Genomic DNA, 346 nt, shown 5'->3' with positions numbered 1-346 from the left:
GCACTGTTCCATCTCACTCTTAAGGATGGGACGAGAGGCGTTCGAGATGTCGGTCTCCCCGCGGCAAAACTTCTTGAATCCGCCGCCGGTCCCGGAGATGCCGACGGTCACTTTGTACTTGCCCTTGGTGGCCTTCTGAAACTCCTCAGCCACCGCCTCCGTGATGGGAAAGACCGTGCTGGAGCCGTCGACCTTAACGATATCGGCGTGGGCGAGCGACGACGCGCCGAGCGATCCGGCCAGTACCGCCGCTGCAGCGAGCCATTTGTGTCCTTTGGCGATGTCCATGGTTAGCCTCTCCTTGTCGATCAAAATAAACGCGAACGTGCAGCTCGCATCCTAATCC

The 346-nt window shown here is 59.2% G+C and carries 1 protein-coding gene; it reads right to left on the bottom strand.

Annotated features, from left to right (window positions below; all coding sequences use genetic code 11):
• The coding region (locus ACTFO6_RS18130; protein WP_439935790.1) for a substrate-binding domain-containing protein at positions 1-288 on the bottom strand (288 nt) is incomplete at its 3' end.
• Positions 289-346 lie beyond the last annotated feature (58 nt).

Origin of the sequence: Pelomicrobium sp. G1, from assembly GCF_051905455.1 — a bacterium.
Taxonomy (GTDB): Bacteria; Pseudomonadota; Gammaproteobacteria; order Burkholderiales; family UBA6910; genus Pelomicrobium.
The sequence above is the reverse complement of the archived record's forward strand: the minus strand, read 5'-3'. Positions and strand labels throughout refer to the sequence as shown.